This is a genomic window from Halorubrum gandharaense (genome assembly GCF_054654575.1).
On the sequence record NZ_BAAIET010000001.1, the window covers coordinates 780,725 to 805,724 of the forward strand.

Genomic DNA, 25,000 nt, shown 5'->3' on the forward strand with positions numbered 1-25,000 from the left:
CCATCCATTTTCAAAACACCGTTTCCTCCAATCTGTCGACGATCTCCCGTTCATCAAACAGCTGCTCCAGCGCGTCGAGCATCTGTAGCCCGACGAAGAAGTGGGCACGCTGTGTTGCGGAGTCGGTCCCCGAAAGTGCCGTGGCGTGACTTTGAATCTCCCCATGGAGATCACGTACTGGGGAGATAGTCGATACTTCACTGCGTTTCTCGCGGATGAGTTCGTCCGTCTCCTCCAGGTGGTCGATGAGCGCCCGCCGATGATTGGCCTTGCTGTCGCAGGCGAACTCGATGAGTCGATCCGCTTCCACGTCCTGATCCCACGTGATCCTAACTTCGCGTAACCCGCTACACGCGCTGAACAGGTCGACGGTCTCCTTCTGTGTCATGGCGGTTCGCGTGTACGCCACCGCGTCGTCGACGGCATCCAGCACCGCGTCGGTGACGGCGACCGGATCGGCGTCGTTACGCAGGAACGTCACCCCACGGTTCGGGAATTCCTCTTCCACGGTTGTAAGCACCGTCGTGAGAACGCTCCCGAAGTAGTATGGGATCGCTCCGTCCCTGTTTGATGGAGTGAGATCGGAAATGTTCCGGTGGAGATTCCTAATACGTTCCTTGCGCTCATCGTCGATGGCGAAGGTGAACGTAGCGTCGATCCGTTCGCTGACCGATTCGTCGCGACGAACGGTCACGTCGACTGGTTCGGCTTCAACCACTCCCTCTCCGTCAAGGTTCAACGTTGCCGTGTACGCGCCCACGGGAAGCTCTTCGAAGCGAACTGTGCCGTCTTCAGCGGTGTCACCCGATTTGTCGTCGACGTGGCGGCGCGTAAATTCGTCGTCGGGCATGAGTCGAACGTCGATATCCGGAGCAGTCGTGCCGTCGATACTGGTAACTACCTCCGCGTTTCCTGTCTGTGGCAAGAGAGTGACCTCCGGCACCAAACTCCCCGATTTGCGCTGATAGCGGTCGGCCTCGACGGTGAGCGTACAGTCAGACTCGTGCAGACTTGACGGCACTTCGAACTCGAAGGTGCCGTCTTGGTCCGTCGTCCCGCCGGCGACCGTTTCGTTCGGTCCCGACACCGTCACTGACGCGTTCGCGATCGGGGTACTAGATTCGTCCCGAACACGAACTTTCCTCTCGTTTGGGGGGAGTTCCAGCACCACCGTCTCCGAATCAGGGCGTACTCGAGCGGAGACCTGTCCTTTCGTAAGTCGTGCTCTGTACGTTTCGTATGGGAGACGTACGGGCGCTTGGCCGCTTATCTGCTTGGTGATAATGTCCTGCTGGCCGGCAGTCGATCGGGTCGGGACGAACTTCACCCGCTGTGTCGTGTCGACGACCTCGCCGGTGCGCTCGTCGACGATCTTCGTTTGTACCTCGATAGACGATGCGGCGCCTCCGGCGCCGTCGGATCCGCGGGTGACGTAGACGGCGAGGCCGCCGGCCAATAAGGCAAGGCCCGCGATCACGAGACCCCACACGCCGAAGAGCCCCGGTGGCACGTATGACGTGAGCGTTGCGAACATCCCGTCATCGGAGACGGTAGTCACTCCGGGGTCGTCGGGACCGCCCGCGAGCTCCGCGACGACCGGTTCGTCGTCGGGTACGAAAAGGAGGTCGTACGACGCGTTGGCGAGTTCGTATCCCGCCTCGCCGAACTTGATTTCGCCGTCCTCATAGGGGACTTCGTTTATTTCGATGGTCTCTTCCTCGCCTGAGAACCGAATGTGCGCGGTGAGCGTGTCATTCTCGCCGCCGTCGAGACCGGCATCGTCGAGGATGACAGTTTCACCGTCATGCAAAAGTTCGGCCTCGTGCGTTTCGTCACTCGGATCCACAGCAGTCTCTCGCTCAAATCCACTGTCGTGGACGACGCGAACGGTTGCATCGTCATCGATGGGCGCACCGAGGCTGGTCCGGAGCGTTCCATCATCAGCAGTCGCCCGTGTCGTCCAGTAAACCGGGTCTCCATCAGACCCACCAGTTACCGAGACGACGTACTCTTCCTCGTCGAAGAGGAACGGGTGTTCCAGCGTTATCGTCCCATCCATCGTTTCCGCAGTGAAGTCGACTGCTTCGTCTTCCTGAACGGTGATCGTCTCGCCGAGCAACCCGATATTGTCATTGGTGAGCAGCAGTTGCTGGACCCCCTGGTCAGTCCGGTTGAGTACGATGTCACTGTCGCCGTTCGGCTCTAACGTCACCGTCTCTTCTTCGTCCCCAGCGCTGGCCGTCACTTCCCAGCCGTCACTGATTCCGACGACCGTCGCTGCGTTGATCTTAACATTTCCTGATGCCTCCATCACAATCCACTCCCCGGGTTCGGGCTCGACATACCGGAGGTCGTGTTCCTCCGTAGCCTCCATCTCCGGCGTCGTGACGGTCACGTTCGCTTCGGAGAGGTCGTCATCGTCGGAGAATTCGTCCGCGTATCCGACCGTGAAGACGTACTCGCCGTCTTGAGGATCGTCCGGATCGTCAGCGGGTTCGTTCTCAGCGATACGCACATCATTGACTTCTACGTCAATCTCCGCGTCGGCATCCCCGAAGGCGCTCTCGTCGACGGTGATCTCAATGTCTGTCCCATCCTGATCGACCGCGATTTCGTGGGGTTCGGCGCCGGCGTCGCCCGCCAGCCCCCCGACGAGGAGCAGCGAGGCGACCGTGAGCACGGCGAGACACGCCGGAAGGAGCGATTGACGTGAACGGGGTGTCGGTGTCGACATCCTCACTCCTCCAGGAATCTCATGTACTCTTTTAGGTTGTCTTCGATCCGCTGCATCTGCTCGGCGGAGATCGAGGTGTTACCGAGCCGGCGACCGCGGTCGAGCCGTCCCTTGTGAGTCTCGTAGTCGCTCCACGACTGGTCGAGCAACGGGTCGAGGTCGAACCCGCCCAAGAGGATCAGTACGTCAACCTGATTGCGGCTGCCGTCCTTGATCGACACCGTCGACATTCCCGGAGCGTCGATCCCTTTTTTCCGTTTCCAGGACTCGAACACACTGTTGACCTCACTTTCCGTGTACTCGTCCTCGTCCATAGTCCGCGGGACACGAACGATGGCGTAGGCCGCCTTCGTGGTCCCCACGTCAAGTGGGACAAACGCGTTCTCGGCGGCCATATCGAACATGTACTCCAGATCGTACACGTTTGCGTTCATCTCCGTCGCCACGGCTGGCGTGAAGTGATAGGCTCCGATCTGGGACGGCACGCTGATGTAGTCCTGAACGTCGATCACACCCCGCGTTTCTCGTCCCGCGCTGATCATCAGGTCGAACGCCTCGATCAGCCGTTCGTTGACCGCATCGTTTGGCCGCCCGTTCGCTTCGTCCTGTTCTTCAAGCTGTGCGATGTGGCTGTTTGCGCCGAGCAGCACCATATCGGCGTTCTGCGTCCCGTCTGGCCGCCGCAGCAGTCTGGAGAGCCCACACACGGCGTTGAACTGCTGTTGAGGGGGCTCGTCCTCGTACGGCCAAACGCCCATCGCGGCGTGAATAACGTCGTTCATCCAGTCTTCGTACTCGGGACTGTCAACCCCCTCGTTGAGTTTCCTGATGACGTACGGGATCGACCCGTTACCGGTGCCTCCCCCCAACGTCGCGACGTGCATGAACGCGTCACCGGTTTCGACGATGTTGTTGATGCTCCCGATGATCTTATCGAAGTCACCGCGAGCGAGGTCCTCGCCGTCGGCGAACACGTTGCCCGCACCCTCGTCGTCGCCGAAGGTCACGACATGGTCCTCGAACGACGCGTTACCGAGCTTCCCCTCCAGCCGCTGGATGGTGTTTCCGATGTCGGTTCGATTCGTGTTCATCACGACGATGCGCTCCTCGACGCCAGGGTTCTCCCGACGGCTGAAAAACCGTGAGGCGATGCGGCCGCCACCCTCTCCGGAGGCGATCACTGCCCATCGCGTGAATCGATTGGTGTGGTTCTGTCCAGACATGTTATCGCTTGATAAGTTCGTCATCTCCGTATTCGATCTCCGATCCGATGTCCGATTCCCGAAGCGTCTCGATGATCAGGTTGACCGACGCTGGGACTGCGAGATACCGGTTCCGAACGTCCGTGTACGTGATCGACTCACCGGCCGAAAGGTTGTGGTCGACGATGTTCTGCAGTCGGTTCTGGAACTGCTCGCCGTCGTACACCAGCACGCTCCCATCGACCTCACGAACGGTGAGCCCCTGACGTTCCGCCCAAAGAGCGAGCATGCAGGGCACATACTCGGCGGTCATCGGGAAGTCCATCGAGTCGGAGAGGTACTCCGACTCCTCGTACTCATCCGAGAACAGCGACTCCGCGTCGTCGAGCGCCGCTTCGGCCTCCTCCTCGATACCCTCACACACCGACTCGCGGATCGTCACTTCCGGCAGCGTCACCTCAACCTCCTCGTCATCATCGAGCGTCACCGTCCGTTCCTCGTCGGCGTACCCGTCCTCAGGCGTCGTCACCGAAATCGTGTATTCACCGTACGGGAGCTCCTCAAACTCGGCGATATCGAGAAGATGAGTTTCGAACGACCGGGTGTCGTCCTCTGGGCCGTTGAGGTCGATATCGATACCTCGCTTCGGCCCTCCCTCGGGGAACCCCGCCTGTACGGTCAGCGCGTAGGCCTCACCGGCGCCGTCGGTGGTCAATGCCGGGGGGTTCGACCGGAAGGTCGCATCCTGATGGTCTGCGGCGTACAGTTCGAGGAACTCCTCGGCTTGCTTCACTTTCAGATCGTCAGGCTCGACACGACCGCGGGCACGAAGCACCTCCTCAATGTCGTCACGGACGGTCGGATACGCTTCGGCGACCGACGCCTTCATTTCGACGGCGTCGATGGCCTCAGAGAGCTCTCCGACGGCGGTCAACCACGTTCTCCGATACTCGTTCAAGTCGCCGGCCGTTCGGAGATCTGAATCGTACGTCTCGTCGTTCACTGATTGGTACTCGTAGTAATCTTCCGGGACGCTCGCTGTCGACAGTGTCGCTAGGTGCTCATCCAACTCGTCGGCCATCTCCGTGACCATCTTTGTACAGACCTTTCTCGTCTGTTCGCTGAGTGCTTCGAGGTCGGCGTGCTCCAACGCCGAGTCGATCCCATCAAGCTCGCGTTCGATCTCATCCAATTCGTCTCTCAGCGCGGGGTCGACATACTCGGAAGCGATCGAGGATTTCACCGTCTCCAGAACCGATTCGAGTGTCTTACGCTCCGATTCGAACGTCGTCGCGAGGTCTCCCTCCATCCGGTCCCGCGTCTCGACCAGGGCGCCGGCTGCGGCCGCATACTCGCCCCGTTCGATCGACGATCGCGCGTTACCGGCTCCACGCTCTACCTGATCGGCGGGCCGGTCGTTCCGCTCCGCAAGCGTCTGAAGCGTCTCCACCGCGTCATCGACCGCCGCCTCGATCTTAGTGTCGAAGGCTGCCATTGCGGAGAGAATGGCGTCCGGATCACCGACGGGAACGTCGTCCGGCTCCCGGACGCGGTCGATGAGCCCCTCCGTTCGAAGCCGCTCTTGTGCCTCGATACAGGTCTCTCGTTCCTGGGTCACGTGACGGTGTGCGCTCTCGGCAAGTTCGGTGCGGAGCTCGTCGACCTGAGTGTCGAGCCGTTCGATCTCGCGGAGGTCGCCCCCGCCCCGAATCTGAAACCGGTTTGTCGAGCGATCGAACTCGACGCCGGCATCATCGAATCGGTCAACGACATACGAGATCTCGTCGTGGGTCTCGCCGCCGTCCCAGTCATCAAGGCGGTCGAGAAGGCGGTCGTACTCCACGAGCAACGACCGCATGCGTTCTCCGACCTGCTGGGCCTTGTCCTCGAAGTACCGCGTCGTCTTCTGCCCGCCGCTGGGCTTCGAACGCTGCACATACGCTATCGTGCCTCCGACGATAACGGTCGGAATACCGAGTAAAAGTACGTACACGCCGATCTGCGATCCGACGTAGAGGAACATCCCTAGCCCGATCGCCATCGTCGCCAGCGCTGACCCGCCGATTGCAAGTGTGAATTTTCTGTCGTTCATAGTAGCACCTCGATGATCGGACCGTGTATTCCCGTGACGGCAAGGACACCGATCGCGGTAACGACCGCGAGGACCGACCCAACGATGGCGCGAGCCAGGTTGAACGGTCCGTATTCCACGTTCGCGTCCCGGCGACGCTGCCGGCGAACCGTTTCGAGTTTGGAACGAGTCAGCCTGCGGCCGCCGCCGACTCCGAGTATCGTTCCGAGGAGAACGGGACCCAGGAACGCTCCGACGAGGAGGAGTCTATCGTCACTCGCCTCGTCTTCCGTCTGTTCGACGTAGCCATCCGCAATGGTCGACAGTTCGTCCGTCATCGCTTCTTGATCGTCAATCTGTGCCGAGTACGCTGCGTACGCGCCGGGGACGCCGTCGAACGCTTCTGTGAGCAGTTCGTCCTCAATCTCCTTGCTTGCCTCAGTCAGCCGGATCTCCTGATCTTCGTAGTCCGCAATCGGATCCCCGCTCACATCGCCGTCTTCGAACGCCTCGATGAGATCGTCAGTCTCGTTCTGTGCTGTCTCATAGTCGTCGACCGCTTCCGTGAAGCCGTCCGGCGCCTCGTCGAAATCGACCGTCTCGTCAAGGTGTGACACCGTGACGCCGGGATTTTCGACAGCGAGCGTGATGGAGGCGTCCTCACCGTCCACGGACAACTCCACTTCCTCCGTGCCGGTGACTTCCTCCGTCTCGAGTCGGTACGCGTACTCCTCGTCTTCCCCGGCGTTCTCCTCGATTCCATCGACTTCATCCGGACCGTGGAGTTCCCAGTCGTCTGTGGAAACCGCATCCCCGCTCTCACAGTAGACGACGGAGATTGGAGTACCCGACACAACTCGGAGGTGATCCGGCTCAGTCGTGCCGTCGTCCAGGACTGCGTTGAGCCCGGAGCCTTCACAGGTGGCTTCCGGGGCGCTCGCGACACCCGCACTGCTGGCGGCGACGGCCGTACTGCCGGCGGCGATGACGACCGAGATCATGATGACGACGGCGACGACCTGTGAAATTCGTCGTCGGTTCATCGTGAAGACACCTCCCGATGATACGCCCATAGGCCACCGACCACTAGTCCAACACCTATCCCGAGAAACAGGGCGCTTGCAGCGAGAGAAACCACGCTGTCAGCGACCGAGAGCGTCGCCTGAGCACCGGCGTATCGCGAGGCGAGATCGCCGCCGCGCACCGACGCAAGGTTGACGCTCATCAGGGCCGCGACCCCACCGAAGAGGAGTGCCGACACCGCCCCGGCCGTGAAATGGAACGGTATATTAGGTGCTTGCATAGGCCTCTGCGATGGACTCGATCTGCTGGAGCCGGTCGAGGTCTTCTCGTTCAAACGTGTACAGCGTCGTACACGACACCAGATTCCGTTTCGACGGAACCATTCCGAGGTTCACCTCGGAGGTGTGTTCTCTCAGCCGTCGTCGGATCTCGGAGACGTTGATCTGGTATTCACCCTCCGTGATGTACGATTCTGGCGCTCGGACGTTTGCGAGCGCCTTGTCCGCATCGGCGAACGTGAGGTCTTCGACGCTCTGTTTGGCCTGAGCCAGATACGCCATCTCCGCGGCGTCGATCTCCTGTTGGCCGACCATCGGGAGGAAATACCCTGGTAAAGACTTCGTCATCTGTACCGTCCGTCCGAACGTTCCATACCCGGCGCGGCGTGCTCCTTCGTCGCCAAAGCTGAGTGACGTGACGATGTCCTGGACGTCGATGATCGGCGCATCGATGTTCTCGTAATCTCCCGGGTCGATCCGCTCAATGACCGGTCCCGCAACGAGATCGACTATCGAGCCGGCGATGTACTCGTTGTACTCGGAGAATCGCCCCTCTGCGGCGTCTTCGTATCCGAGCCGTTGGTTATCAACGAGGAGTATTCCGTCGGAGGTGTCCTCAATACGGTTGAGACCGTACGTCGCGTTCGCCGCCTGCCGGCCAGCACTCACTTCGTCGTCGGAGTCCTCGTGAACCGGGTCCTGAGTGTTCGGGAGCACGGCGACAGTGATGACCTTCACGTCGCCGGCGGCGTACCCACGAATCGCCTCAATGACATGTGGGGCGATCCCGCAACCGGTACCGCCGCCGACCCCGACGAACACGAACGCGAACGGGACGTTCCCTTCCTCGCCGAACCGTTCCTCCAGCATCGAAACGAGGTCACTCCGGTGGTTTTCGATAACGTCGTTCGCTCGCTCAGGGCGTCTACCGAACCCTCCAGTTACGCGTTCCTCAAACCCTGCCTCGGTTCCCGGGACTAACCCATCGGTCTCGGAGACACCGATCCAGTTCGTGTCCCTGATGTTGCTAAGATTCTCGAGGTCCCTCACCGTCGAGTTGATCGCCAACGGCGATGCTTCGATGCGGATCCCGTCGTGGGCGAACACGTCGTCGACGATTGCGCTACCCGCCTGACCTGTCCCCACAAATAGATAAACCATGACGTAAGTTCAGTCGGATTTCAGTAATCAGGGACTTATAACTGTCGAGCCATCTCTATGCGAACGGAGATGATTTCACGAGATTACCCCCTGAGACTTCGGAGCATAACGCTGTACTGGTTCCGCTCGTACAGCCCCTCGACGTGATCGAGGAGGTCTTCCGTTACTGAAAGGGCCCCGTCAGCTTCCGCGGAGTTTCCAGCGTCGAGATGGGTTTCGGCGTCTTCGAGCGACGTATCGACCAGCGAGAGGAAGTACAACGGGATACTGTGGTTGTGGTCCGACCGCTCCTCCACGTAGTTTGTCTGCACGCGATCTCGTCGGTTTCGGAGCTCGTCGACGGTCGAGCGGAGTGCTACGGCGTCCCCGTCAACGGCCGGATCGGCCGTGCCAGCATCGATCGACTCTATCAGGTGATCCTGATAGAACGTAAGTTCCTCGCGGACGGCGAAGGGAACGACCCGGTTCGATCCGTCGATCCGCTGGAGTCGCTTCCTCAGTTCCGTCACGCGATCGCCGAGGGTTTCGGCGACCGCTCCGTCGTGAGAAGCGATAGTCGATTCGACCTCCGTGGCCATCGTCTCGACATCGTTGGGGTCGATACCCCCTGTCAGCGACTCCGTCGTCGCCGCTCGGTCGAGTCGCTCGGCGGCGTCGACCAATGCGTTGGTGGCCTCGTCCGTGGCGCCCGCCTCGACGGTCTCATAGAGCTCGCGCGCCTGCCGGCTACGTGGTGTGTGTTCGCTCCGTGCTCCGCTGACGGCCGCTCCCAGTCCGCCGTCTCCGTTCGAAGCGTCGCAGTCACGGAGTTCGCGGGTCGCCCGTCGGACGGCTCGTGTGAGATCGTTGTCGTCTCCCTCACGCTCTATGTCGAGTTCGTCGAGCAACCGATCGACCGCATCGGTGAGTTGCTCCCGCTTCTCGTCAGAGCGTCTGTGGTCTTCGGTTCGGTCACGGTACGCACTCGCGGGCTCGGAGACGGAATCAGGCCCGTCAAGTCGCTCCAGTTCACTTTGAGCCTGTTCGTGCTCGTCGAGCTTTTCAACAACGGTACTGAGTGTCTCCTCGATATTGGAGCCTCGCACGCCCGCCAACTGGTCGAGAAGACGCTGTCCGGTTACCGACTGGGGTTGTACTTCGTCACGGAGGTTCACGGCCGCCGTTCGAGCCGCGGTTCCGCCGTCGGCACTTCGACTAGACTGGACGGCCGTACGGATAGCATCGACTTTTGACTTAGGACCGGCGTCGGCGGCGACTCGTTGCGGTGGATCGAGGTCGCGTTTCGCGGACGAGTACGTTTCGTCGATCCGTTCGGCGAGACGCTCTACTTCCCGCTGTACCGCCGATCCTGACTCTTCCGCCTCCAACACTGCAGCCAACTCCGCGACGGTGCTCTCGTCATCGTCGTTCTTCCACAGTGCGAACATGAACAGTGGCGCATACAGCAGCATTTTCAGGCCATATTCTCGCGACCGAGACAGGAGAACAGCGGATCGACGTACTCCCAGATCTCACGGAGGTTCTCGGCCTGTTGACTGTTTCCATCCCTGATCTCCTTTGCGTGGTCGTACATCCGTTCGAGCGACGGCATCCGAGGATTCCACAACGTACCCCAGAGGTACACGTCGTCAAGCTCCGGCGTTACCAGCTGTTCAACGTGGATATCGATCGATTCCGTTCCGGGGCTGTACTCCGCATTGAGGAAGTCCTCACTGGCAAGCAGTTCGCGGAACGATCCGTCCGACACGTGCTGGGATACGCGTTCCATCTTTCGTTCCGGCCCGTAGATGAGGAACGTCCCGCCCCACGCGGTTTCGGGATCGAACTTCGCCAATCGGTTCTGGTACAGCGCGTTCGAGACCAGTGTCTCTAGCTGCGACATCGAGAGCTCCTCGCCGCGTGCGCGTCCGAGGACTGGTGCGAGGATCACCGCCGGTTGGTGGTCGCCTTCGAGGTCGATCGGATACTTGTCCTCAACAGGGCGGAAGCTGTCCGCAACGTCGAACACATCGCCGTGAATGGACATCGAGGCGTCGCTCTTGACGAACTGCGGGGTCGAAGACATAGTGAACGCCTCGAGGAACGCCACGAGCGGCCGGTTCAGGTCAGCGTAGTGAGGTGGGTTGTACTCTTCGATACCCTCGATGCGTGGTTTGATGTCGGTGCCGACGGCGCTGAGACGCTCGTTGTCAAACGGAATGATCGCGTCGACTGCCTCCGACATCCGTGCGAGCCCGACGACGCCGTTGACACGAGATTTTCCCCCAGCGTTCGACCCAGCCCCACCCTCCGAAGGAATGACCACCGATGACAGAAGCGCCTTGGAAATGACGAACTCGTTGTTGAGAACTTCCTCGCGGATCTTCCGCGCCAGCACAGGAGTCGACCCACAGCCCGTTCCCTTCGTCACACTGTGGACGAACATCAGAGCCTGTGCGTCACGAAGTTGCTGAGGATCCATGTCCCAGCGCTCCTGAAACGGGTTTCCGCCATCGGCGAAGTCATGTTCGACGACCCTCTTCCCGTGGTCCCAACGCCGACCCATTCCCTGATAACCGTGTGCTCCCTGGCCGATGATGGAGTTCATCATCAGCTCCTCTCGAGAATACTCGCGTTCCTCCTGTGCGTAGTAGGTCTGTTCCAATTCGGCGATGTTCGTGTTCAGGATGCCGTACCCAGCGAGTCCACCCTCCCAGATGAGCGCCCTATTCTCATTGTTCCGACGGAGTGTATCCCGTCGCATCAACACCGCATCAAGGATGTTGTTTCCCGCTCCGCCGACTCCGATCATGAACCACTTCTTGCCGTAACTCCCGTCGGATTCGAAATCCGAAAATCCGTCGCTGTCTTGGGTATTTACCTCGGGCTCGGAAACCTCGTCAGGTTCGTCCGGCTCGGCCTCCTCGTGAGAGATGGGCTCCCCGTTCTCGAACAGGCGCTCGTACCGGTCCCCGTACACCGCCCTGATAGCCGCCTGCTCGTCGCGGTGGGCCGTCGATAGGTGATCGTCGAGCGAAGATACCTCCCACTGGTCCGCGGAGAGCGAGCATATTTTACATCGCATGACACTTGATCCCGGTTCACTGTGTGTGAGCACTCGGGTTAAGTCTGTCTCCACCGACGTGAATTGAACGGATGATGACCGTGAGACGGTGGTCAGTCGTAGCGCTCAACGAACCGGTCACGGGCGGTCCGTACCGCCGCAGTCGACGTCACGCCGTCGACCACGACGAGTTCAATGAATGCGGGCGGATCCGTCGACTGAAGCGTCACTTCGTCGAACAGATCAGACTGGTTTTCGAGGAATCGTTCGACGACGTCAAGCGTCGCCTCCGTCCCGACGCCCGGTGGCAGTTGCTCGGTTTGATACTGAACTCTCCCGTCTTCAGATTCCCGCGCAAATTCCTCCAACTCACGGAGGAAGTACAGCGCCGAATCCAGCACCTCTTCCGGCCGTTTTTCCGGGGAATCCGAGGCAGTCCCCGTGTTCGAGACTCTCTCCCCAGCCGTGGACTCAGCTTGTGGATCGTCCGTGTAATCGTCATCGTCGTCCAGTTCCGGCCGCGGATCCTCGCCAAACTCGACCCGCCCGTCAACGACGGAAACATCAACCCCGTGTCGGTCGCTTAATGCCGGAGCTATCGATTCGACCACGTCATTCGGAATTCCCTCCGGCACGTCGACATTGGATCCCCCGTGGCCTATCCGACCGTCCAACGATCGAAGGAACTCCACCGTGGAGACAAGCGTCTCGGCATTGTGTTCTGCCTCATCGAGAATTCGATCAACCTCGTCGAAGCGGCAGTCGTGAAGCGCACCCTTCGCATTTCTGATCGCCTGCTCGATCGCGTGGACACCGTCGAACTCCGGTGAACGGTTCTCGACTACCGTTTCTTCGATACGCCCGGCTATCTCCTCCGGCAACTGGCCGATCTGCTCTTTGACGATGGTCAACTGACCGTCGACAACGTCGATCCGATCGGCCGTCTCCTCTTCCTGCTCGTCCAGCATCGACCTGAGTCGGTTCCGTTGGTCGACCGCGGCGTCGAGCGCCGTCGCCACCTCGGCCAAGGAGTCTCCAGCGGCCAGTCGCTGCTCAAGCACGTTGCGAAGATCCTGTACGTGAACGGCGCTCCCTGATGGTGGGAGACCAACCTCCCGGTACTCCGCAGAGAGGTTCGTGATTACGTAGTTCCCTCCGTATCTGGAAGCGAACTCGGTGCCACCGAACTCGGTTCGGATCCCCGAGCGTACTTTTCGACGGAGCTCCGAGCCCATCTGTTCGACGACGTCTTCCGGGCCTAGTCCCTCGACCCGAGACTCCAAACGGCTCACTTCTGACTGGACGGCCGTCGGATCATCGGTGTCCCGAAGCTCGTCGAGCTCCGCCTCGATGGCATCACACTGGTCGTAAAAGGCGTCATGCTTCGACCGAACCTTGGCGACTCCGCTCGGTGCAACCGGCTCGAACGGTTCCACCGACCCGATCCGCGTGTCGAACTCGGTCTCGAAGGTCTCCTTCGCCGCCGCTAGTTCGACCTCCAACTCTCCGATCCGCTCCGACGACCGTTCGAGCACGTCTTCCGACCAGTCATGAGACAACGCAGCGCCGGCGACGAGCCCTGCGGCGACGACCGGTACCGAAAAGAAGCCGGCAAGCTGGATGGCCGAGATCCCACGCCCGAACAGCGCGGAATACACCCCGAAGAACAGTCCGAAGTAGAGGATCGCAGCGAACCCCGCCGCAGCGAACGTCACGTCCCGGTTAGCGAGTTTGATCATGGCGAGCCCCTGTACGACCCACGCCGCCGTGATCAGAACGAACAGGAATGTCACAAGCGCAGGCTGCTCTTTGAACACGACGGCAGCCTCAAACAGCACGTCGACGGCGAACATCGGACTCAACAACCCTTCGATCCCAAGCGTCTCTGACGTCCAGTCCAGAAGAGAGAGAACAGTCTGTACGAACGTTACCAGAAGGGGGGCACCGGCGATCCCCCACGCGAGCATCGACGGATCGCGGTCGAAAACATCCATTGTTCCGACAACCTGGATGTATCTTATTCAACGTTTCCCTAAAGACGGCACCTGATATAGTTCGGAGCATCCGGACCCCGTCACTGATAGGAGTCGGGGGGTTGTTGGAATCCACTTCTTCAGAGGGATTCTCGTCGGCGCAGAGTGGACGCTCCGCGAAGCGCCGGGTCGAGAGGCACCAACAGATCCCGGCCGACTCGTGTTGTTCAAGGAGATTGACGTTCCTGCGACTGAGAAGAAGCTTCAGGAAGCGGGATACGAAGTGGTGTATGGTCGGCGCCTCTTCATGGGCGATGGCGAGCCGATCGTGACCAGCGACGCCGACAAGCTGGCGGCTCGCAACTACTACACCGTCGTATACGCCGAAAAGCCCGTCGCGATCGAGGGGAAAACTCCCTTTTGAGTAGAACGGTCCTCGGTCGCGTTAAGTTTGGCGTGAATTGTGGTAGACGGCGAAGGATTCGAGCCAATTTTGAGCTGTCTCTAACGCGACATTGCTGAAACTGTTTGCAAATGAAGATGTTCGTCGTTCTATTTCCCAAAAGACACGTTCAATAGCGTTCCGATTTCCATGGCGTATCACCCGAAATCGATAGCCGTCCTCAGCAAGAACTGGGCCGAGATAATCGGCGTCATCGACGAGAAATTCGACATCATCGAGCTGATAGCGTCGGTGAAGCTCGGTGAGAAACCATCGTGTCGTCTGTTTCGTTGCTGTCGGGTAGAGGCTTAAATGGAGGATTTCGTTGGTATACGGATCAACCGCCCCGTACAGCCAGAACTTCTGACCGTGGAGGCGGATCATCTTTTCGTCAACCGCAAGCTGATCCGCAGAGACTGTCGAGATCGGCTGTAGATTAGCTTTGTGAACCCAGTTATGAATGGCGACATGACTTCGATTGATCCCAAATCTTTCGAGATGGTTACTTACCTCGCGGAGCGACATACTGGCTAAGTGACAGCGGATCCCTACTTCAATCCCCCATCGTGGAGTTCGATCTCGCTCCACAAACGACAAGTCAATCCACGCGATACGTTCGCTGAGGCGGTCGATTTCTGCCATAGACACTCAGACATCGTCCGCCTCATTCTCTAACTTAACGCGACCGTGACGCGGGGGCAAACCTTCTTATGGGCCGTTCGCCAATCCTTCTCCAACGAGGAACGATGGTTAGCGAGGATGCCGACGGCGATTCCGGTGAAGAACCCGCCGACCTGAAGTGGGTCGGGCCAGCCACGGCGGCGGTGTTCGAGACGGGTGACCTCTCGGCGGCCGACGTGCGCGATAAGCGTGTCTCCTTCCGGATGCTCGTCGACGCCGGCGTCAATCCCGGCGTGGCCGCGAAGATCCGCCGGGAGCACTCGCTGTCGTGGTCGTTCGAGGCCGGCGACGGGCTCGACCGTCGCTCGACGCAGGTTCGCGGACTCGGCAGCGAGGAGGCCGCGTGGGTGGCCGCCTCCGCCGGCGACTGGGAGTCGTCGGACGATGTGGATGCGGACGCCGGCGCCGAGACCGACACCACGGCCAGCGGGGACTGGACGCCGACCGGTACCCGCTCGGCAGCGGGAGACGATGCCGGCGCCGGCGACACGCCGGCGACGGACGCGGAGAGCGCGTGGGTGTCGGCGTCGAAAGCCGACGACCCCGATTCCACCGTCGCGGACGGGAGCGGTGACCCCGTGGCAGCGGAGGCGGCGTGGCGCACGCGCTCGAAGCCGACGCCGCTGTCGACGCTGGACGTGGTCGCGAACGATCCCGACGCTGCGGGACTACTCGCGGAGGCGGGGATCACCTCCGTCCGGAGTCTCGCGACCGCCGACCCCGAACACGTCGCCGACGTACTCGACATCGCCGACGAGCGTGTCGCCGGGTGGCACGCCGCGGCGCTCGACGCGCAGGAGTGAGGCGGAGTCGGCGGTGCCCGAGTCGCTTATAAGTGGGATGTGAACCGTGTTGCTTGCCATTTATAAGCAGAGGTTGTCCGGTGAGTTGCTGGTGCGACACTGGAGAGGACCGCCGGCAAAGCCCCAGCCGGCTCCGGTCGAGGGTTCCGGAAGACGTTCCGGCTCGCTGCTCACGGCTTCGCCGTTCGCTATCGAGAGCTCCCTCCGGTCGCTCTCGCATTGCTCGCGGGCTGCGACTTCCGTCGTCCCGCTCGCAAGCTCGCGGGACGCTCGCTGCGCGCTTTTCAGGGCGTCTCTCCGCACCGCCCGACGCCCTGAAAAGTGCTTGCGTCGCCCGTCTTCCCGGAGCCGGCTGCCCCTTTGAGTCCCACCCCGCACAGCACCGCACAGCAGCCTCAGCCCTCCCCAGCCTCGGTCGACGGCGGCCGCGGGACCGCTCCGCGGCCGCCGTCGACCTCCCTCGCGCGCGTTTCTCGCGCGCGCCGACCGCGACCTGGGTTTATAAGATAGCAGCGAAACCGTTCACGACCATTTATAAGCGATTACCGATGCCGTCAGTTGCAACACTCACTCCCGGAACCGGTCAGCCAGCAAGTCTGATCAACAGGGTATCTCAGTTGAGAAATTGGCTGAAGAAGAGGATTTCAACAGCGCGTCGCAATCCGAATTTACTATCTGAGTAGTAATATCTTTCCCACGCTGATCCGGTGTACATTTCTTTACGAACGCTTCTCGCGGCGATATTCGCGGGACAGTGGTGACGAAGGCACCGCAGTCCTTTTGATGGATGTGACCGACGTACGAACTGATGATTCCTAACGCCACCGACGCGATCTCCCGGGACGGAAAGTTCCTCATTCTCGCGTACGACCACGGGTTGGAACACGGGCCGGTCGACTTCGAGCCGAACCCCGAGACGGCCGACCCCGCGACGGTGTTCGAGCTGGGCCGACATGACGCCGTCACCGCGGTCGCCGTCCAGAAGGGGATCGCGGAGGCGTACTACCCGGAGTACGCCGACGACGTGAACCTCCTGCTCAAGATGAACGGCACGTCGAACCTCTGGATGGGCGAGCCGGACTCGCCGGTGAACTGCACGCCGGAGTACGCCAAGGAGCTCGGCGCCGACGCCGTCGGCTTCACGCTGTACGGCGGCTCCAACCACGAGGTGGAGATGGCCGAGGAGTTCCGCGACGTTCAGGAGGGCGCCCGCGAGCGCGACATGGGCGTCGTCATGTGGTCGTACCCTCGCGGACAGGGCGTCAAAAACGACACCAGCGCCGACACCATCGCCTACGCGACGCGGCTCGGACTGGAGCTCGGCGCCGACGTGGCGAAAGTGAAGTACCCCGGCTCGATGGACGCGATGGCGGAGGCCGTCGAGATGGCCGGCCGCACGCAGGTCGTGATGTCCGGCGGCTCGAAGACGGACGACGAGGCGTTCCTCTCGACGGTCGAGGCCGCGATGGACGCCGGCGCCGACGGACTCGCCGTCGGTCGCAACGTCTTCCAGCGTGATAACCCCGAGGAGATCCTCGACGCGCTTGAGGCGGTCGTCTTCGGCGGCACCACCGCGAAGGAGGCGCTTCGGGAGGCGACCGGCGAGAATCGCGACGACCGCCTCTGATGGTCCGCGATGCCAGCGCCAACCCCGTCGTCGACGCCGTCTTCGACGCGGTCGCGAACACGGCGCCGGCCGTCCGCGAGGCGCTCCCAGGCCGACGAGTGGAGAGCGGAACGGAGAACCCCTCCGGCGAGACGGTGATGGCGGCCGACGTGTACGCCGACGAGCTGCTCGCGGAGGCGGTCTCGGCGGTCGACGGCGTCGGCAGCTACGCCAGCGAGGAGCGCCGGGAGACGGTCGACGCCGGCGAGGGATACGCCGTCGCCGTCGATCCTCTCGACGGCTCCTCGAACCTCCGGTCGAACAACGCGATGGGGACGGTCGTTGGGGTGTACGACTCCCCCCTCCCCGCCTCCGGGCGCGACCTCGTTGCCGCCGGCTACGTGCTGTACGGCCCCATCACGACGATGGTGGTTGCAGATGCGACCGGCGTCCGAGAGGAGGTGGTGGAGGGTGACAGCGACGGCGACGGTGGCGCTTCCCGGACCGTAGTCGATGACGACCTCTCCGTCCCTGACGAGCCGACCGTCTACGGCTTTGGGGGACGCGTCCCGGACTGGACGGACGACTTCCTGGCGTACGCCCGGGAGGTGGAGTCCGAGCTAAAGCTCCGCTACGGCGGGGCGATGGTCGGCGACGTGAACCAGGTGCTCACCTACGGCGGCGTGTTCGCCTACCCGGCGCTCGTCGACGCGCCAGCCGGCAAGCTTCGGCACCAGTTCGAGGCGAACCCCATCGCGTTTATCGTCGAGCGCGCCGGTGGCGCCTCCTCGACGGGCGACGGATCCGTGCTCGACGCCGAGGCGTCGACGCTCCACCAGCGCGCGCCGCTGTACGTCGGCAACGAGTCGCTGATCGACCGGCTGGAGGACGCGCTCGACGAGTGAGCTAGAAGAAGCTCCGCTCCGTCTCCCGTTTCTCCTCGGCGTTCTCGTACGGGTCGCTCTCGCGCATCCCCGCAACGAGCGCCACCCCCATCGCGAGCACCCAGCCGCCGAGCGAGCCGGTGACGAGGTAGTTGCCCGCGGGCTGGACGCCCATCCCGACGGCCGCCAAGCCGATGGGGACCGCCAGCGTGGAGACGAGCGCGACGTACACGCCGAGCGTCGCGAGCGTCTCCGCGACACGGTCGAGCGTGCTCGCCGGCTCCGACCGGTCGCCGCGGGCGGAGACAACGGGGTCCGCCGTACCGGCATCGGTGGGGTCTACACCGTCGGCGTCGTCGGCACCGACAGCAGCGGCAGTAACCGCCGCCGCCTCCTCGACACTCTCCTCCGTACCCTCCGTGTCCTCCGTACCCTCCGTGCCGAGGTCACCGTACGCGGAGTCGTAGTAGGCCCGACGAGCGCCCTCGTTGTCATCGCTCATGTCCGAACGGTCGGGGTGAACCCTGAAGAATCACCGGGCCGGCCAGTACGGGTTGACGCCGGGAGGACGAGTGCCACCTACTCTTCGACGACGACGGCGCCGAGCATCCCGCCCTCCTCGTGGGGGACACAGACGTAGTCGTAGCGGCCGGGCTCCGCGAAGGTGACCTCGTAGCGGTCGCCGTTCTCCAGCGACCCGCCGAACTCGTCCCAGAACGCCTCGCGAGCGGTTCGCTCGTCGTCGAACCCGCCCGAGGCGAAGTAGTCGGCCGCCTCCGGAATCGCGTTCTCGTAGGCGGTGACGGTGTGGGCACGCGAGCTGGTGTTCTCCCAGACGACCGTGTCGCCGACGGAGATCGTGAGCACTTCCGGAACGAACTCGTCGGCGGTCATCGCCACGTCGAACGACTCCTCGGGCCAGCGGTCCGTCTGCTCGTCGCCGTCGACGACATCGGGATCCTCGACGGGATCGGTGTCCGGATGCCCGTCGCCGTCGTGATCGCCATGCGCGTCGTCGGGGGCGCCCTGTTCGGCCTCCAGACAGCCGGCGAGCGCGAGCGAGCCGACGGCGACGCCCGCGGTAGATGCGGCGCCGAGGAGCCCGAGGAACCGTCTCCGGTGCATACTCGCCCTTGGCGGGTCAGGCGTTTTAAGCACGCGATTTGCCTCACGTCGTGGGAACGCCGGCGCAGATGCTCGGGCTCGCTGCCGGCTGCGCTCGGTCGATTCCCGATAACAAACCCTAAAAGCGCCGTGGGCGTCCCCTGGTGTATGCACCTGCGGTTCGCCCGCCGTCTCGGGCTCGCCGACGCGGTGACGGTGACGAACGCGGCGGTGGGCTTTCTCGCCGCCGTCGTCGCCACCGTCGACGTGGAGACGGCGGCCCGACTCGTCCTGTTCGGCGCCATCGCCGACGGGCTCGACGGGGTCGTCGCCCGCCACCGTGGCTCGACGCCCGCCGGCGAGTACCTCGACTCGCTGGCGGACGTGGCTTCCTTCTGTGTCGCGCCCGCGATGATCGTCGCCGTGCTTGCGCTGGAGGCGTGGCCCGTCGCCGAGAGCCCCGTTATCGGGACGCTCGTGCTGGCAGTGCCCGCGCTGTTCGTCGCCACGGGCGTCGCCCGGCTCGGGCTCTACACCGCATACGACAGCAAGGTTCGCGAGACGACGGGCGTGCCGACGACCCTCGCCGCGACTCTCCTCGCGGCCGCCGTCCTCACCGGCTACACCTCACCAGTGCTCCTGCTCGTGGCGACGGGCGCGTTCGCCTGCCTGATGCTGTCGTCGATCACCTACCCGGACCTCCACGCGCAGGACGCGCTCGTGATGGGAGTCGTGCAGGCGGCCGCCGTGCTCGCGCCCGTCATCCACGCGTTAGTGCCGATGACGCCGGCGTGGATCGGCGAGGGGTTCGCGTGGGCGCTGCTGTTCCTCGCGACGGCCTACCTCCTCTTCGGACCGAAGTTCTACTGGGAGAACACGCACGGACGGACGGACGCGGAGGAACCGGCGTAGCCCACTCGTCGGCGCCCGCGACGTTTACTCGATGAACGACTCCGGGTCGTTCTCGTACAGTTCCCACATCGAAACGTCGAGGTTCCGAACCGCCTCGGCGCGTTCGTAGTCGTCGCTCGTGAGGGCGCTCCAGTCCATGAGCCCGGGGAATATCAGCGGGATCGTGTACGTCCGAACTTCGGACCAGTCCGGCGCGGAACCGTCGAACCGCTCGGCGACGAGTTCGGTCGTTCCGTCGGTGTGCTGTTGTCCCCAATATTCGGGTTCGACGCCGAGACCGAGTTTGTACGGGTAGGCGACCCAGTGCCACCGCTTGCCCGCTCCGTGGTGGACCGCCGGCGTCCACGTGTACACCCCTCCGGGTTCGAGCTGTGTCGTGTCCAATGGATGGTCCGTCCGCAGGTCCCGCCACATCTCGACGATCCACTCGCCGTCCTCCCAGACGCCGTTCGCGCGCCAGTCCGCGGCACTTCCGTGCGGCTCCTGAAGCGGTCGACGCGGGATCATCGCCCCCTCCCACTCTGCGACCTCGGGGTCGAACTCGACGGCGTCCGCCATCTCCAACGCGTACGTGCCCTCCTGCTGATCCGGGAACTCGCCCTCGCGGATCTCGTGGTAGTCGAGCGCACCGCCCTCGACGACGTCGGGGTCCCACATGAGCTCCGGCCCGGTTTCGGGATCCCACTCCTGTGACGTGTACGTGTTCCGACCTTGGTCGCCGTGGCGGTAGTCGAGCACGTGGTGGTCCGTGCCGTACCCCATCGGATTGCTGCGGTGGGCCCGCCACATCGGCAGGTCCAGAAAGACGCCGTCGCGTTTGAGCCGGTCGAGCTCGTGTTGTGGCCGCATCTCGCGCCAGTCGTTCTCCCACCACTCGCCCGCACAGGCGTGGGGGATGTACTTGCGAATGTCCGTCTTGTCGAGCCCCTCAGGACCGAAGTGGTCGTCAGCTTGCACCTCGGACGCCGGCGCCTCGCTCGGCAGCGACCGCATCCCCGTGTGGGCGGTCAGCCACCCGCCGAACTCCTCGAACCCTCTGACGGATCCGTCGTCGAAAAGAAAGCTCACCCGGTCCTCGTAGAAGCCAGTGTGTTCCGGAGCGTCCTTCCCTGTGACCCAGGGTGAGGGGTTTGCGAATTGCGTCCACTCGCCATCGCGGTACACGAGCATATCGTGGATCCAGCCACCCGGATTCGGCTGGTCCCAGCGAAACTGGAAGTGGATCCGCTCCGAGTTGAAGGCGATCTTCGTCCGCAGTCGCTTGAGGGGTGCGTCCGGCCTCCAGTGGTCGGTCATGCTCGGGTGTGTGACCGGTCGGTCCATAACTCGTTCGACGCCCGGCAGTCACTCGAACTCGCCGAGCGACTGCTGTCCCGCGGTCCGGCGCTTCGCGGGCGGGACGCTCGTCGCGATCACCTCGTCAACCTCGCCGCGCGCGTCGGCGTCGCTGTTGATCGCCCGCGTCGCGCCCTCGTGGTCGACGTACAGCCCGGCGTCCGCGTAGGTATCGTACATCACGCCGGAGTTCGAGAGCACGACGTGAACGCCGCGGTCCGCGAGGTCGGTCGCCAGGTCCAGGAGGTCGAGCTGGTCCTCGCGGTCGAAGCCGCCGGCGCTGTACTCGGCGAAATCCGCCGTCGGGCTCATCGGCTCGTACGGCGGGTCGAAGTAGACGAGGTCGCCGGGCGCGGCGGCGTCCGCGACGTAGCCGTAGTCACCCTGCCGGAGATCTTCGCGGTCGAGCTGGTTCAGCACGCGACTCGCCTCGCGGACCTCCGTCGCCCGAACCCAGTCGGGGTTGGCGTAGCGCCCGATCGGGACGTTGAACTCGCCGTCGCTGTTCTCGCGATAGAGCCCGTTGAACCCCGTGCGATTGAGGTACAGCAAGCGTGCGGCCTCGTCGAGGGCGTCGAACGGCTCGTCGTTCGGCCGGCGGTTGAACAGCGCGCGCTGCTGGTAGTAGTAGGCGTCCACGTCGCGGTCCTTGCGGTCGGCGTCCGCGAACTCCAGGTCGGGATCCGGGTCGGACTCCGGGTCGTCGAACGCCCGGCAGCGCTCGATCAGCGCCTCCGGACGCTCGCGTACCTGCACATAGAAGTTGTGCAGTCGGGCGTTCCGATCGTTGACGGTCCCCATCCGGGGTTCGTGGTCGAAAAAGAGCGCGCCGCTCCCGAGAAACGGCTCGTGATAGGCGTTCTCGGCGGGGTCGTACGACGCCGGAAAGCGGGCGTACAGCTCGTCGAGCAGCTGGCGTTTCCCACCCGCCCACTTGAGGATCGGCGTCGCCATCGGTCGTTCGACACCAGTCGCCGGCGTGGTAAAAAGCGGTCGTTCGTGGAGCCGTTGGGAGGGCAGATGGTTGCGGTCGGTGTGTCGTTGGGCGCCTTATCAGCGCACTTTGCGCCTGAAAAAGGCGGACGGTGTGGGTGGTCGGTGAGTGACAGCGGGAGCGAGTATTGCAATTCGTTACCGAAGGTAGAGTATATAAACGGTCGAGAGTGGGGTGACGTACGACTTATAAACAAGATGCGGTGCGGTGGCGCGCCCGGCGAGCGCCCCGTGGGCGCTCGTCGGCGCGCGAGGGACGCCGCGAGCGAAGCGAGCGGCGAGGCTGGGGAGGTGTGAGGTGCTGTGCGGAGCGGTGCGGGGTGGGACTCAAAGGGGCAGCCGGCTCCGGGAAGACGGGCGACGTAAGCACCGCAGCGGGCGGTGTTGAGAGCGAGGAGCGCAGCGAGCCCCTCGACCGGAGCCGGCTGGGGCTTTGCCGGCGGTCCTCATCAGCGCAGCACCAGTGACTCACCGAACAAACACGCCTTATAAAGAGAGACCAACCTCACCAACGCCCCGCTTATAAACGCCAACACCAACCACGTACAACACTCACTCCCGATACCACTCAGCGAAGAACTGGTAGAGTCGCTGTGACGGTCGTGGGCTTGTCGTGCTGGGCAGTCGCTATATCGGTCTCTCACGTACCGCGAGCGCCGGCGCTCGCGGCTTTTTGGTGGAGATCCTTGGCCGGCGATTCGGCGAACCCTCGGCGAAAATGGTCCGCAGGTATGAGTGGTGGACGGACCGGGTTGGCCCGGCGTTCCGGCACGGGGTATCCCGATTGCCTCCTCCACCCCGCGACCCAACGAGCGACTGGCGTCCAGCGGTGGGCTGCTCGCTTCCGCGCCTGACCCGTTGTCGCCGGCGAACCGCGACGGACCGCTCCTGCGAGCGGGCGCCGCGGACCGCTGTCCCCGTCGGACGAGGCTTCCACGTTGGCTCTCGGGGCCCGTACCGGTCGGTCCGGACGCGCCCGGCGTTCGGTCCCCGCTAAAGACTGCCTCACGGGTTGCGAGCGGGGCCTAACCGCCCGACCTAGTCCACTCTATCGTACACGGGTGCCCCTTATGGGCCTTTCGTCTCCGACCCCGATGTGTGATGCGACCCCGTCCGGCGGTTTCAAGGTGGCGTGCGCCGGCGCGCTCGGCGGGTCACGCCGGTGCGGGACTGGGCTACGCCAGAATCTCGCGGGCGTACACTCCGGCACACACCGGCAGCGGAAGCGAGAGCCCCACGACCGCGATCGGGTGCCACTCCAGCCAGCGGTACTCCGGCGGGAAGCTGAACAGCACGGTGTCGTCGATGGAGAGCCACCAGAGCACGGCGAGTGCGACGGTGCCGACGCCGAGGACGACGACGACGCCCGCCAGCGTGCCGGGGTCGACGTTCCCCTGCTCGATCGAGGCGAACACCACGGCAAAGAGGAGGGCGAACAGGCCGATCCCGCCGGCGCCCACCACGCCGGCGGAGTAGTAGCTCACGAGCAGGTTCTCGTGACCCGAAACGACGGCGTACGGCGCCGCGAGCACGACGACCACCAGCAGGCTGGCGACGATCCCCACCGTCCGTGAGAGGTCGCGGAGGTTCATGGCCGATGCTCCGGGCGCCGGGCGATAAAAGGGTGCGATCGAGGATGCGGCGCGCGCCGCCGGCTCGCGGGCTCAGCTCGTCTTGTCGTCCGCGTCGCCTCCGCTCCCGTCGTCGCTGCCCTCGCCGTCCGCGTCGTCTTGCTCCCGTTCGCGGCCGGTCCCTCCGATCCGACCGCTTTTGTGGTCGCCGGCGAACGGTCGAGCGTGATGACGGACCTCGACGCCTCGCCGGCAGTCGTCGACCTCGCGGACGTCGCCGCCGAGGCCGCCCTCGCCGCCGGCGACCGCCTCGCATCGGCGTTCCGAACCGGCCACGTCGTCGGCGAGTACGGGACGGACGACGTAAAAACCGAGATCGACGAGCGGGCAGAACGGGCGGTGCTTGACGTGCTCGACGAGCGCGTCCCACCCCACGCGACACACGGCGAGGAGACCGGCCGGCGCGGCGAGCACGACCACGTCTGGGTGATCGACCCGCTCGACGGCACCAACAACTTCGCCGCTGGGTTGCCGTCGTTCGCGACCGCCGTCTGCTGCGTGCGTAACGACGAGCCGGTGGCGGCCGCGGTGTACGAGCCCCTGCCCGAGTCGCTGTATCTCGCGGTCGCCGGCGGATCGGAGGGCACTGGTGATCCCGGAGCCAGCGCCGACGCCCGACTCCTGGAGGGGGACGCGCTGTCGGCGGTTCGGGACGACGGAGTTGTCGCGGTGAACCGGGCGAGACCCGGCGACGCCAGTGGCGGTGTCGAGCTCGCCCTCGGGACGCCGCTCCGCGCCGACAGCGAAACGCCGCTCGAACACGCGACCGTCTCCTCCGTCGTCGGGCTCCCGGCAGTGCGCGATCCGCAGTTGCGCGCGGAGTCGGCCGCGGTGCGTGACGCGCTGGCGCCGCTGCCGAAGCGAGTGCTCGAAACGTGGTCGCCCTGCGTCGACTGGGGGCTGCTCGCCCGCGGCGGGACGGAGGCCGTCGTGGCCTTCCACCCGGACCCGTACGAGCAGTACCCGGGGTCGCTGCTGGCGGAGACCGCGGGCGCCGCCGTCCGGTCCCGTGAGGGGCTGTACGTCGCCGCTGCCGACGAGCGCGTCGCCGACCGGCTGTTCGACGCCGCGACCGGTGCCGTCGAGACGGCGGACGATAGCGGCGATGCTTGATCCGGGAACGC

General features: G+C 63.6%; 20 protein-coding genes and 1 other RNA gene. 6 read left to right on the forward strand and 15 right to left on the reverse strand.

Annotated features, from left to right (window positions below; genetic code table 11):
- Positions 1-10: 10 nt before the first annotated feature.
- From ACYQ07_RS03650 to ACYQ07_RS03685, 8 genes are all read right to left on the reverse strand, one after another.
- Entirely contained in the window at positions 11-2,680 is a 2,670-nt protein-coding gene (locus ACYQ07_RS03650; RefSeq protein WP_459877505.1) for a carboxypeptidase-like regulatory domain-containing protein, read from the reverse strand.
- 56 nt (positions 2,681-2,736) lie between these two features.
- A complete protein-coding gene (locus ACYQ07_RS03655; protein WP_459877508.1) occupies positions 2,737-3,957 on the reverse strand; it encodes an FtsZ/tubulin family protein in 1,221 nt (406 codons plus the stop codon).
- 1 nt (position 3,958) lies between these two features.
- Positions 3,959-6,028, reverse strand: a complete 2,070-nt coding sequence (locus ACYQ07_RS03660) for a hypothetical protein (RefSeq protein ID WP_459877511.1) — start codon at positions 6,026-6,028, stop codon at positions 3,959-3,961.
- Positions 6,025-7,050 carry a hypothetical protein gene (locus tag ACYQ07_RS03665; RefSeq protein WP_459877514.1) on the reverse strand — a complete coding sequence of 342 codons (1,026 nt, stop codon included), beginning with the start codon at positions 7,048-7,050 and terminating at the stop codon, positions 6,025-6,027. The genes ACYQ07_RS03660 and ACYQ07_RS03665 overlap by 4 nt, the downstream gene beginning before the upstream one ends.
- Positions 7,051-7,296: 246 nt before the next feature.
- The gene (locus ACYQ07_RS03670; RefSeq protein WP_459877516.1) at positions 7,297-8,469 is read right to left on the reverse strand and encodes an FtsZ/tubulin family protein; all 1,173 of its coding nucleotides are present in this window, start codon (positions 8,467-8,469) and stop codon (positions 7,297-7,299) included.
- Between the two features lie 83 nt (positions 8,470-8,552).
- Entirely contained in the window at positions 8,553-9,920 is a 1,368-nt protein-coding gene (locus tag ACYQ07_RS03675; RefSeq protein ID WP_459877519.1) for a hypothetical protein, read from the reverse strand.
- Between the two features lie 2 nt (positions 9,921-9,922).
- Positions 9,923-11,587 carry a cell division protein FtsZ gene (locus tag ACYQ07_RS03680; RefSeq protein WP_459877522.1) on the reverse strand — a complete coding sequence of 555 codons (1,665 nt, stop codon included), beginning with the start codon at positions 11,585-11,587 and terminating at the stop codon, positions 9,923-9,925.
- Between the two features lie 38 nt (positions 11,588-11,625).
- A complete protein-coding gene (locus ACYQ07_RS03685; RefSeq protein ID WP_459877525.1) occupies positions 11,626-13,506 on the reverse strand; it encodes a hypothetical protein in 1,881 nt (626 codons plus the stop codon).
- 202 nt (positions 13,507-13,708) lie between these two features.
- Between ACYQ07_RS03685 and ACYQ07_RS03690 the strand changes: the two genes are divergently transcribed.
- The gene (locus ACYQ07_RS03690) at positions 13,709-13,909 is read left to right on the forward strand and encodes an SAM-dependent methyltransferase (RefSeq protein WP_459877528.1); all 201 of its coding nucleotides are present in this window, start codon (positions 13,709-13,711) and stop codon (positions 13,907-13,909) included.
- 21 nt (positions 13,910-13,930) lie between these two features.
- Here ACYQ07_RS03690 and ACYQ07_RS03695 read toward each other — a convergent pair whose 3' ends face one another.
- A complete protein-coding gene (locus tag ACYQ07_RS03695; protein WP_459877531.1) occupies positions 13,931-14,569 on the reverse strand; it encodes an IS6 family transposase in 639 nt (212 codons plus the stop codon).
- Positions 14,570-14,673: 104 nt separating this feature from the next.
- Between ACYQ07_RS03695 and ACYQ07_RS03700 the strand changes: the two genes are divergently transcribed.
- From ACYQ07_RS03700 to ACYQ07_RS03710, 3 genes are all read left to right on the forward strand, one after another.
- Complete coding sequence (locus ACYQ07_RS03700) at positions 14,674-15,411, forward strand: DUF7409 domain-containing protein (protein WP_459877534.1); 738 nt, start codon at positions 14,674-14,676, stop codon at positions 15,409-15,411.
- A gap of 808 nt (positions 15,412-16,219) precedes the next feature.
- Positions 16,220-17,038, forward strand: coding sequence for a class I fructose-bisphosphate aldolase (locus tag ACYQ07_RS03705; protein WP_459877537.1), 819 nt, complete (start codon positions 16,220-16,222; stop codon positions 17,036-17,038).
- A complete protein-coding gene (locus ACYQ07_RS03710; protein ID WP_459877540.1) occupies positions 17,038-17,922 on the forward strand; it encodes a class 1 fructose-bisphosphatase in 885 nt (294 codons plus the stop codon). Before ACYQ07_RS03705 ends, ACYQ07_RS03710 begins: the two co-directional genes overlap by 1 nt.
- Before the next feature lies 1 nt (position 17,923).
- Here the strand turns inward: ACYQ07_RS03710 and ACYQ07_RS03715 are convergent, their stop codons facing one another.
- A complete protein-coding gene (locus ACYQ07_RS03715; protein ID WP_459877543.1) occupies positions 17,924-18,403 on the reverse strand; it encodes a hypothetical protein in 480 nt (159 codons plus the stop codon).
- Positions 18,404-18,480: 77 nt separating this feature from the next.
- Positions 18,481-19,026 carry a cupredoxin domain-containing protein gene (locus ACYQ07_RS03720; protein ID WP_459877546.1) on the reverse strand — a complete coding sequence of 182 codons (546 nt, stop codon included), beginning with the start codon at positions 19,024-19,026 and terminating at the stop codon, positions 18,481-18,483.
- Between the two features lie 147 nt (positions 19,027-19,173).
- Between ACYQ07_RS03720 and ACYQ07_RS03725 the strand changes: the two genes are divergently transcribed.
- Entirely contained in the window at positions 19,174-19,917 is a 744-nt protein-coding gene (locus tag ACYQ07_RS03725) for a protein sorting system archaetidylserine synthase (protein ID WP_459877549.1), read from the forward strand.
- Between the two features lie 24 nt (positions 19,918-19,941).
- Here ACYQ07_RS03725 and ACYQ07_RS03730 read toward each other — a convergent pair whose 3' ends face one another.
- From ACYQ07_RS03730 to ACYQ07_RS03745, 4 genes are all read right to left on the reverse strand, one after another.
- Complete coding sequence (locus ACYQ07_RS03730; RefSeq protein ID WP_459877552.1) at positions 19,942-21,213, reverse strand: ethylbenzene dehydrogenase-related protein; 1,272 nt, start codon at positions 21,211-21,213, stop codon at positions 19,942-19,944.
- A gap of 48 nt (positions 21,214-21,261) precedes the next feature.
- A complete protein-coding gene (locus tag ACYQ07_RS03735; RefSeq protein ID WP_459877555.1) occupies positions 21,262-22,206 on the reverse strand; it encodes a DNA adenine methylase in 945 nt (314 codons plus the stop codon).
- Positions 22,207-22,981: 775 nt separating this feature from the next.
- An RNA gene (ffs, locus tag ACYQ07_RS03740) (signal recognition particle sRNA) lies at positions 22,982-23,294 on the reverse strand.
- Positions 23,295-23,420: 126 nt separating this feature from the next.
- Entirely contained in the window at positions 23,421-23,837 is a 417-nt protein-coding gene (locus ACYQ07_RS03745) for a DUF7548 family protein (RefSeq protein ID WP_459877558.1), read from the reverse strand.
- 207 nt (positions 23,838-24,044) lie between these two features.
- Here ACYQ07_RS03745 and ACYQ07_RS03750 point away from each other — a divergent pair, with 207 nt between their 5' ends.
- Positions 24,045-24,989: an inositol monophosphatase family protein gene (locus tag ACYQ07_RS03750; protein WP_459877560.1), complete on the forward strand. Its 945-nt coding sequence runs from the start codon at positions 24,045-24,047 to the stop codon at positions 24,987-24,989.
- Positions 24,990-25,000 lie beyond the last annotated feature (11 nt).